The organism is Xinfangfangia pollutisoli (assembly GCF_020179405.1).
Lineage (GTDB): Bacteria > Pseudomonadota > Alphaproteobacteria > Rhodobacterales > Rhodobacteraceae > Pseudogemmobacter > Pseudogemmobacter pollutisoli.
The window spans coordinates 25734-33714 of the sequence record NZ_JAICBZ010000044.1; the positions used below are offsets into that span (position 1 = coordinate 25734).

Consider the following 7981-nt stretch of genomic DNA (forward strand, 5'->3'; position numbering starts at 1 on the left):
CCTTTTGCTACTGGATCTCGCGCAGCAGCCGGGCGCGGAAGCTTTCCATCCATTCCGCCCGCTCTTCCGCCATCTGCCGCCCTGCGGTGGTGCGCATGCCGGCGGCGACGGGAAACAGCTTCACCTCCAGATGGTCCAGCGCGAAGCGCCGGTCATCCAGCGGCCGGCGCCGGGCCAGCGGATCGTCGGCATCGAACAGCCCGCCGCCCATCTGCCCCGCGACATGGAACATCCGCGCCAGCCCGATCGCCCCCAGCGCCTCCAGCCGGTCGGCATCCTGCAGGATCATCGCCTCGGGCGTTTCGGGCGCGATCCCGGCGGAAAAGCTGTGCGCCGCGATCGCATGGGCGACGCCGGGGATCTTCTCGGCCGGATAGTCGGCCAGCCCGGCCAGAAAATCCGCCGCCGCCTCGGCCGACAGCACCGAGGCGCGGTGGCGTTCGGGGTGGTCCTTGGGCAGGTTCACCGCATCATGCAGGATCGCGGCCGGCACAAGCACCGCGTCATCCGCCCCGCCTTCGTTCAGCGCAAGGATGCGGGCATTGGCCAGAACCCGGCGGACATGGCCCAGATCATGCGCGCCGTCGCTTTGGCTGCCCCAAAGCCGGGCCAGTTCGGCTTCGCACAGGCGCTGCAGCAGGTCGGGTGCCATCGTCATCTTTCTTCCTTACCGCTCGACCCGCGGCGCCGCGACAATGCCCAGATCGCGCGCGGCGGCCAGCGACAGCTGATCGCTGTCCAGCCCCCGGGCGCGCTGATAGCGGCGGATCGCGTCGCGGGTGGGCGCGTCCAGACTGCCGGTCAGCGGCAGCAGATACAGGCCCCGCGCCTTCAGCGCGCGCTGCAGCGTGGCCACGAAATCCGGCGTCATCTCGGCCGCGCAGGGGGCGCGGAACCAGACCGTGCCGCGATCCGAGACGATTTCCTGCCGCGTCTCGGTGGCGAAGACGGCGGGGACCACGCTGCCATCGGCCGCGCGCGACTCGGGGCGGACCAGAACCTGTTCGGTCGTGGTCTCGATCACCGCGGGCCGGATATCGGATTGCCAGCAGGCGCCTTCGGGCCCCTTGGGGGGGCCGGCGCGGCCGCGCAGGTCGATCAGCTCGGCCGAGAAATCGGCACGCGCGGCGGGATCGGGCAGCGCGGTCGCCACGCAAGCGGCCAGCACCGGCGAAAGCAGGGCCAGCGGCAGAAGGGCTGCGGAACGGCGGGTGCGGATCATCGGCCTGTCTTCGCCCGGATTGGTCCGGGTCGTGACCCCGGAAGATAGCCGCGCGCGCCGGGGCAGGGAAGGTGGCCACGGGCGCCGCGGCGGGCGGCGTGGCTTTCGGGGCACGGGCGGAGGACGGGCGGGGCAGGGGCGAGGTACCGGCCCCTCTGGAAAAGCCCGCAAATCTCGCCTATGTCGCGAGACGCGAGGCAGATACCCGGAGAGGCCCATGGCCAGGATCACTTACGTCGAATTCAACGGCAAGGCGCACGAGGTCGAGGTGCCGGCCGGGCTGACCGTGATGGAAGGGGCCCGCGACAACGGCATCCCCGGCATCGAGGCCGATTGCGGCGGCGCCTGCGCCTGCTCGACCTGCCATGTCTATGTGGCGCCCGACTGGGTCGAGAAGCTGCCGAAGAAGGACGCGATGGAAGCCGACATGCTGGATTTCGCCTATGAGCCCGATCCGGTCCGCTCGCGCCTGACCTGCCAGATCAAGGTGACGCCGGCGCTGGACGGGCTGGTCGTTCATATGCCGGAAAAGCAGATCTGACCCGGCAGGGACGCGCGCGATTTTTCAGCGAAAAATCGCAAAATTCTTTGAAGAATTTTGCCCGGAATTTTGAAAATTCCGGGCGTCCCTATTCCGCCGCCTGATCGCCCCGGGTCAGCCGTTCGGCCTTCTTGCGCACCAGGACCGCGCGCAGGTCGTGCATGGCCAGCAAAAGCGCGTCGGTCACCTCTTCCAGCTGATCGTCGCTGGCCTTGGACTGCGCCCATTGCGTGGTCAGGTTCAGGTGGTCGACGGCGCGCAGGATGTCGTCGACATCGCGCGCGTCCAGCACCGCGCGCCGCTTGGCCAGCCAGTCGCCGATCAACTGCTGCTCGGCTGCGGTCAGCTTGCCCTCGCCATGCGGCTTGATATTGCCGTTTTTCACGTTGACCGTCGCGATCTCGATCAACTCGATGCGGCGCTGGCGGTTCTCGGTATCGACCTTGAACACGGCGGCGCCATTCTCGCGAATGCGGAAATAATAGTCGGGCAGGTCACCGGCCATCGGTTTCTCCGGCATCGCGATTGTCGATCACCCGCAGAAGCGAGCCGTCCTCGTCGACCAGCGCGAACATGCGCGGCGCGGCGCCCGGCTTGAAGAAGCCGGTCAGCCGCGGGATCGACGTTCGGTCCGAGGGCAGCTCGGCGCTGCGCCAGGTCGCCAGAAGCGCATCCGGATCATCGACCCGGATGCAGGCGGAAAACCAGCTGGACCAGGGGTCCAGGTCGGGATGCGGGAAGAATTCCAGCACCAGATCGCCGCGGGTCAGGATCATCCAGCCGTCGTCGCGGAAGGCCGGGACAAAGCCCAGCTTTCCGTAGAACGCCGCCGTCGCCGCGAAATCGCGGCTGGGCAGGTTGGCGGTGATCCTGTCGGCCATCGGGCCCCTTTCGCGTCAGACCAGTGAGGCGCAGAAGCGCTGGATGCGGGCGCAGGCCTCGCGCAGCACCTCGTCCGAGGTAGCGTAGCTGACGCGGAAGTTCGGCGAAAGCCCGAAGGCCGCGCCGAAGACCACGGCAACGCCGGTCTCTTCCAGAAGCGCCGTCGCGAAGACCTCGTCATTGGTGATGACGGTGCCGCCGGGCGTGGCCTTGCCGATGCAGCCGGAAATATCCGGGTAGACATAGAAGGCGCCTTCGGGGCGCGGGCAGCGCAGGCCCTTGGCCTGGTTCAGCATCGACACGACCAGATCGCGCCGGCCCTGAAAGGCCTTGCGGAAGCCGGGCAGGAAATCCTGCGGACCCGACAGCGCCTCGACCGCGGCCCATTGGCTGACCGAGGACGGGTTCGAGGTCGATTGCGACTGGATCGTGCCGATCGCCTTGATCAGCGCCACCGGACCCGCGGCATAGCCGATCCGCCAGCCGGTCATCGCATAGGCCTTGCTGACGCCATTGCAGGTCAGGGTGCGGTCATAGAGGCCGGGCTCCACCTGGGCGGGCGTCACGAATTCGAAATCGTCGAAGACCAGATGTTCATACATGTCATCCGACATCACCCAGACATGCGGATGGCGCATCAGCACATCGGTCAGCCCCTTCAGCTCGTCGCGCGAATAGGCGGCGCCGGTCGGGTTCGAGGGCGAGTTGAAGATGAACCACTTGGTCTTCGGCGTGATCGCCGCTTCCAGCTGTTCGGGCGTCAGTTTGAAATTGGTCTCGATCGAGGCCACCACCGGCACGGGCGTGCCGCCCGCCAGCAGCACCATGTCGGGGTAGCTGACCCAATAGGGCGCCGGCACGATCACCTCGTCGCCGGGGTTCAGCGTCGCCATCAGCGCATTGTACAGAACCTGCTTGCCGCCGGTGCCCACCGTCACCTGCGCCGGCGTATAGGTCAGCCCGTTCTCGCGCAGGAACTTGGCGCAGATCGCGGCCTTCAGCTCGGGGATTCCGTCGACGGCGGTGTAGCGGGTCTTGCCGCTGTCGATGGCGCGCTTGGCCGCCTCGCGGATGTTTTCGGGCGTGTCGAAATCGGGCTCGCCCGCGCCCAGGCCGATGACGTCGCGCCCGGCAGCCGCCAGTTCCCGCGCCTTGTTGGTGACCGCGATCGTGGCCGAGGGCTTCACCCGCGCCAGCGTGTCGGACAGAAAGGCCATATGCGGCACTCCTTGAGGGGACGGCCGGGACGCACCCGCCATCGGTTTGCGATTTCCGGCCAAGGGTCTTAGGCTTGGGGCCCCGGTCATACAAGCGATATCGAAAGAAGGAGAGGCGAGATGGCGGAGACAAGCAGCTGGTTTGCGGCGGATGTGGCGACTTTCGGCGACAGGCTGGCGGGCGCGCGCGAGGCGGCGGGATTAAGCCAGGAAGATCTGGCCCAGCGGCTGGGCGTGCGGCTGACCACGGTGCAGGCCTGGGAGGAAGACCTGGCCGAGCCGCGCGGAAACCGGTTGCAGATGCTGGCGGGGATGCTGAATGTGTCGCTGAAATGGCTGCTGACGGCCGAGGGCGACGGGTTGGACGTGCCCGCGGGCGAGGCGCCGCGTCCCGCTCCGGCGGCGGCCGAGGCTCTGGCCGATCTGGCGCGGCTGCAGGCGCAGCTGGCGGGCCTGGCGGCGGAAATCGGCGCGGTCGAACGGCGGCTGCGGCTGCTGGTGCAACAAGAGGTCTAGGCGATGGCGGAAACGGCGGAAGATCGGCTGCGGCGGATGCGGATGCGCAGCTGGCGGCGCGGCACGAAAGAGATGGATCTGGTCCTGGGCCCCTTCGCCGATTCGCAGCTTGCGGCGCTGACGCCGGCGGATCTGGATCTGTACGATCGGCTTCTGGCCGAGAATGATCAGGATCTGATCACCTGGGTCATGGGCACCGCGGCCGCGCCCGACTGGGCCGCGCCGCTGATCGCCCGGATCGGCGATTTCGCCCGGGCCCGGCTGGCCGGTCCGGCGGCCTAGCGCGCCGCCGCGGCGCCGACTTCGCTGCAATTGAGGCGAAACCGGCGCGAGTTTACGGAATGTTTGCGCTTTGTGCCGATTCTCTGCCTGTCAAATCCAGGTGGAGCAAGCGTGATGTCCATCCTTCAACCCCTTCTTGATGGATCGCAGAAGGCGTTCCTGTCCTGCTACCTTGACAATCTTGCCCTGATCGAACGGCTGCACCGGCTGCTGCTGGACGTGATCAAGGACGAATTCGAACGGTTGGCAATCCTTGAGATCAACTCGGTCCAGGCGCTTTTGCTGTTCAACATCGGCGAGAACGAGGTGACGGCGGGCGAATTGAAAAGCCGCGGCTATTACCAGGGCTCGAATGTCAGCTACAATCTGAAGAAGCTGGTCGAACTGGGCTATATGCACCACCAGCGGTCGGAAATCGACCGCCGCTCGGTGCGGGTGCGGCTGACCGACAAGGGCCGCCGGGTGCGCGGCATGCTGAGCGAGCTGTTCGCCCGCCATTCCGAAGCGATCGAGAAGCGGGCGCTGGTCGATGTGTCGGGCATGGAAGAGATCAACACCGCGCTGCGCCGGATGGAACGGTTCTGGACCGAACAGATCCGCTACATCTACTGATCCGGCCGGGCAGGGGCAGGGGGTCGCTGACGCATCCTGCCCCTTGCCAGGCGCGGCCCCGGGCGGGAAAGTGGCGGCATGACCGAATTGAAACTCCGCATCCTTTTCGACGGCGCCATGCTAGGCCCGGGCAAGGCCCGGCTGCTGGAACTGATCCGCGACACCGGCTCGATCTCGGCCGCCGGCCGCGGCATGGAAATGAGCTACAAGCGCGCCTGGTCGCTGGTCGAAGAGATGAATGCCGCCTTCACCGCGCCGCTGGTGGCCAGCAGCCGCGGGGGCCCTGGCGGCGGCGGGGCGCAGCTGACCGAAGCGGGCGAAACGGTGCTGGGGCTGTATCGCGCCACGCTGTCGGCCGCCGAAACCGCCGCCGCGCCGCATCTGGCCGCGCTGGAGGCGATGCTGGCCCGGCCGAGTGATGTGTCTGGCGGAAAATAGCGCTTGCCCTGCCGCCGGCCCCTGGTGATATGTTTCGCAAAACATATCCATTGGGAGGTTCCATGACCCGCCGTCTGTCCGTTGCCCTTCTTGCGCTGACCCTTGCCGCGCCCGCCCATGCCGAAGAAGTTGTGGTCTTCGCCGCCGCCTCGATGAAGACGGCACTGGATCAGGTCGCCGCCGAGTTCCAGACTGCCACCGGCAACACCGTGACGATTTCCTATGCCGGCTCGAACGCGCTGGCCAAGCAGATCATCGAGGGCGCGCCGGCCGATCTTTTCGTCTCGGCGGCGGTCAACTGGATGGACGAGGTGGAAAAGGCCGGGCTTGTCGTCGAAGGCAGCCGCAGGGATCTGTTCGGCAATACGCTGGTGCTGATCGCCCATGGCAAGGATGCGGCGCCGGTCGACATCGGGCCGGGCACCGATCTGGCGGGGCTGCTGGGCGGGGGCAAACTGTCCATGGCGCTGGTCGATTCGGTGCCGGCTGGCCAATATGGCAAGGCCGCGCTGGAAAGCCTGGGGCTTTGGGCGGGGGTCGAGGCCGATGTGGCCCAGGCCGACAATGTCCGCGCCGCGCTGGCGCTGGTCTCGACCGGCGAGGCGCCCTATGGCATCGTCTATGCAACCGATGCGGCGGCCGATGACGCGGTGACGGTGGTCGGCACCTTCCCCGAAACCAGCTATCCGACGATCATCTATCCGGGCGCCGTGCTGATCGGCGCGGTGGATCCGGCCGACAAGGCGTTTTTCGAGGCATTGTCGGGCGATGCGGCGGATGCCATCTTCGCGGCCCAGGGCTTCAAGATCCTGAACTGACGCCAAGACCGGGGCCGCGCCGCGCGCCCGCCTGCCAAACGGAGCCGCATGACCGACTGGCTTTCCCCCGAAGAATGGCGCGCCGTGGCGCTTAGCCTGCGCGTCTCGTTCTGGGCGGTGGCGGTCAGCCTGCCCTTGGGCGTGCTGGTGGCCTATGCGCTGGCGCGCTGGGATTTCTGGGGCCGGCAGGTGCTGAACGGCATCGTGCATCTGCCGCTGATCCTGCCGCCGGTGGTGACGGGCTATCTGCTGCTCTTGACCTTTGGCCGGAAAGGCTATGTCGGCCAATATCTTGACCAATGGTTCGGCCTGGTCTTCGCCTTCCGCTGGACCGGCGCCGCCCTGGCCGCGGGCGTCATGGCCTTCCCGCTGATGGTCCGCGCCATCCGCCTGGCGATCGAGGCGGTGGACCCGAAACTGGAACAGGCCGCCGGCACGCTGGGCGCCTCGCGCCCGATGGTGTTTCTGACCGTGACCCTGCCGATGATCCTGCCCGGGGTGATCGCCGGGGCGATCCTGGCCTTTGCCAAGGCGATGGGCGAGTTTGGCGCCACGATCACCTTCGTGTCGAACATTCCGGGCCAGACCCAGACCCTGCCCTCGGCAATCTATTCCTTCCTGCAGGTCCCGGGCGGCGAGACGCAGGCCGGCCGGCTGGTGCTGGTGGCGGTCGCGATCGCCATGGCGGCGCTGCTGCTGTCGGAATGGGTGGCGCGGGCGGTGGCACGGCGGATCTCGGGCCAATGACGCTGGAGGTGGCGCTGTCACATCGCTTCGCGGGCTTCACGATGGAGCTGTCCTTCGCGGCCCCGCCGGGGGTGACGGCGCTGTTCGGGCCTTCGGGTTCGGGCAAGACCACGGTGGTCAATGCGGTGGCGGGTCTGATGCGCCCCGAGCGGGGCCGGGTGGTGCTGGATGGCCGGGTGCTGACCGATAGCGCGGCGGGCACCCATGTGCCGCCGCATCGCCGGCGCATTGGCTATGTCTTTCAGGATGCGCGGCTTTTCCCGCATCTGACGGTGCGCCAGAACCTGCTATACGGGCGATTCTTCGCGCCGAAGGGCGAAGGCCCGACGCTGCCCAGGATCGCCGATCTTCTGGGGTTGGAGCCGCTTCTGGCCCGCCGGCCGGGCGCCCTGTCGGGGGGCGAGAAAAGCCGGGTGGCGCTGGGCCGGGCCATCCTGTCGCGCCCCGATCTTCTGATCATGGACGAGCCGCTGGCGGCGCTGGACGAGGCGCGCAAGGCCGAGATCCTGCCCTATCTGGAACGGCTGCGCGATCTGCTGCATCTGCCGATCCTTTATGTCAGCCATTCCGCCGCCGAAGTGGCGCGGCTGGCGACCACGGTCGTCCTGCTGCAGGCGGGCCGGGTCACTGCCGCGGGGCCGGCGGCCGAAGTCTTTGCCGATCCCGCCCTGGCGCCGGGCCAACCCGCCTATCGGCGCGGCTTGGC

13 protein-coding genes are annotated in these 7981 nt (G+C 67.8%); 8 read left to right on the plus strand and 5 right to left on the minus strand.

The window, feature by feature from the left end; genetic code table 11:
* Positions 1 to 7: 7 nt before the first annotated feature.
* Positions 8 to 658, minus strand: a complete 651-nt coding sequence (locus K1Y73_RS13450) for an HD domain-containing protein (protein WP_225028817.1) — start codon at positions 656 to 658, stop codon at positions 8 to 10.
* Between the two features lie 9 nt (positions 659 to 667).
* On the minus strand, positions 668 to 1222 hold the full coding sequence (locus K1Y73_RS13455) for a peptidoglycan-binding domain-containing protein (RefSeq protein ID WP_225028818.1): 555 nt from the start codon (positions 1220 to 1222) through the stop codon (positions 668 to 670).
* A gap of 217 nt (positions 1223 to 1439) precedes the next feature.
* Between K1Y73_RS13455 and K1Y73_RS13460 the strand changes: the two genes are divergently transcribed.
* Entirely contained in the window at positions 1440 to 1763 is a 324-nt protein-coding gene (locus K1Y73_RS13460) for a 2Fe-2S iron-sulfur cluster-binding protein (protein WP_225028819.1), read from the plus strand.
* An 88-nt stretch (positions 1764 to 1851) separates the two neighbouring features.
* Here the strand turns inward: K1Y73_RS13460 and K1Y73_RS13465 are convergent, their stop codons facing one another.
* The 3 genes from K1Y73_RS13465 to K1Y73_RS13475 are packed head-to-tail and all read right to left on the minus strand — an operon-like array spanning position 1852 to position 3862.
* Complete coding sequence (locus tag K1Y73_RS13465) at positions 1852 to 2268, minus strand: hypothetical protein (protein ID WP_225028820.1); 417 nt, start codon at positions 2266 to 2268, stop codon at positions 1852 to 1854.
* Positions 2258 to 2644, minus strand: a complete 387-nt coding sequence (locus tag K1Y73_RS13470; protein ID WP_225028821.1) for a bleomycin resistance protein — start codon at positions 2642 to 2644, stop codon at positions 2258 to 2260. Before K1Y73_RS13470 ends, K1Y73_RS13465 begins: the two co-directional genes overlap by 11 nt.
* A 15-nt stretch (positions 2645 to 2659) precedes the next feature.
* The gene (locus K1Y73_RS13475; RefSeq protein WP_225028822.1) at positions 2660 to 3862 is read right to left on the minus strand and encodes a pyridoxal phosphate-dependent aminotransferase; all 1203 of its coding nucleotides are present in this window, start codon (positions 3860 to 3862) and stop codon (positions 2660 to 2662) included.
* A gap of 120 nt (positions 3863 to 3982) precedes the next feature.
* Between K1Y73_RS13475 and K1Y73_RS13480 the strand changes: the two genes are divergently transcribed.
* The 7 genes from K1Y73_RS13480 to modC form a co-directional block, all read left to right on the plus strand.
* On the plus strand, positions 3983 to 4378 hold the full coding sequence (locus tag K1Y73_RS13480) for a helix-turn-helix domain-containing protein (protein WP_225028823.1): 396 nt from the start codon (positions 3983 to 3985) through the stop codon (positions 4376 to 4378).
* Positions 4379 to 4381: 3 nt separating this feature from the next.
* Entirely contained in the window at positions 4382 to 4660 is a 279-nt protein-coding gene (locus K1Y73_RS13485) for an FAD assembly factor SdhE (protein ID WP_225028824.1), read from the plus strand.
* Positions 4661 to 4774: 114 nt separating this feature from the next.
* The gene (locus K1Y73_RS13490) at positions 4775 to 5272 is read left to right on the plus strand and encodes a MarR family winged helix-turn-helix transcriptional regulator (protein WP_225028825.1); all 498 of its coding nucleotides are present in this window, start codon (positions 4775 to 4777) and stop codon (positions 5270 to 5272) included.
* A 78-nt stretch (positions 5273 to 5350) separates the two neighbouring features.
* Entirely contained in the window at positions 5351 to 5710 is a 360-nt protein-coding gene (locus tag K1Y73_RS13495; RefSeq protein WP_225028826.1) for a winged helix-turn-helix domain-containing protein, read from the plus strand.
* A gap of 62 nt (positions 5711 to 5772) precedes the next feature.
* Complete coding sequence (gene modA / locus K1Y73_RS13500) at positions 5773 to 6528, plus strand: molybdate ABC transporter substrate-binding protein (RefSeq protein ID WP_225028827.1); 756 nt, start codon at positions 5773 to 5775, stop codon at positions 6526 to 6528.
* A 48-nt stretch (positions 6529 to 6576) separates the two neighbouring features.
* On the plus strand, positions 6577 to 7275 hold the full coding sequence (modB, locus tag K1Y73_RS13505; protein WP_225028828.1) for a molybdate ABC transporter permease subunit: 699 nt from the start codon (positions 6577 to 6579) through the stop codon (positions 7273 to 7275).
* Positions 7272 to 7981: molybdenum ABC transporter ATP-binding protein (modC, locus tag K1Y73_RS13510; protein ID WP_225028829.1), on the plus strand; the 710-nt coding region annotated here is incomplete at its 3' end. The genes modB and modC, both read left to right, overlap by 4 nt.

Coding starts and splice junctions, on each gene's coding strand:
- K1Y73_RS13450 (WP_225028817.1), bottom strand. CDS start 658: ATGACGATGGCACCCGACCTGCTGCAGCGCCTGTGCGAAGCCGAACTG.
- K1Y73_RS13455 (WP_225028818.1), bottom strand. CDS start 1,222: ATGATCCGCACCCGCCGTTCCGCAGCCCTTCTGCCGCTGGCCCTGCTT.
- K1Y73_RS13460 (WP_225028819.1), top strand. CDS start 1,440: ATGGCCAGGATCACTTACGTCGAATTCAACGGCAAGGCGCACGAGGTC.
- K1Y73_RS13465 (WP_225028820.1), bottom strand. CDS start 2,268: ATGGCCGGTGACCTGCCCGACTATTATTTCCGCATTCGCGAGAATGGC.
- K1Y73_RS13470 (WP_225028821.1), bottom strand. CDS start 2,644: ATGGCCGACAGGATCACCGCCAACCTGCCCAGCCGCGATTTCGCGGCG.
- K1Y73_RS13475 (WP_225028822.1), bottom strand. CDS start 3,862: ATGGCCTTTCTGTCCGACACGCTGGCGCGGGTGAAGCCCTCGGCCACG.
- K1Y73_RS13480 (WP_225028823.1), top strand. CDS start 3,983: ATGGCGGAGACAAGCAGCTGGTTTGCGGCGGATGTGGCGACTTTCGGC.
- K1Y73_RS13485 (WP_225028824.1), top strand. CDS start 4,382: ATGGCGGAAACGGCGGAAGATCGGCTGCGGCGGATGCGGATGCGCAGC.
- K1Y73_RS13490 (WP_225028825.1), top strand. CDS start 4,775: ATGTCCATCCTTCAACCCCTTCTTGATGGATCGCAGAAGGCGTTCCTG.
- K1Y73_RS13495 (WP_225028826.1), top strand. CDS start 5,351: ATGACCGAATTGAAACTCCGCATCCTTTTCGACGGCGCCATGCTAGGC.
- modA (WP_225028827.1), top strand. CDS start 5,773: ATGACCCGCCGTCTGTCCGTTGCCCTTCTTGCGCTGACCCTTGCCGCG.
- modB (WP_225028828.1), top strand. CDS start 6,577: ATGACCGACTGGCTTTCCCCCGAAGAATGGCGCGCCGTGGCGCTTAGC.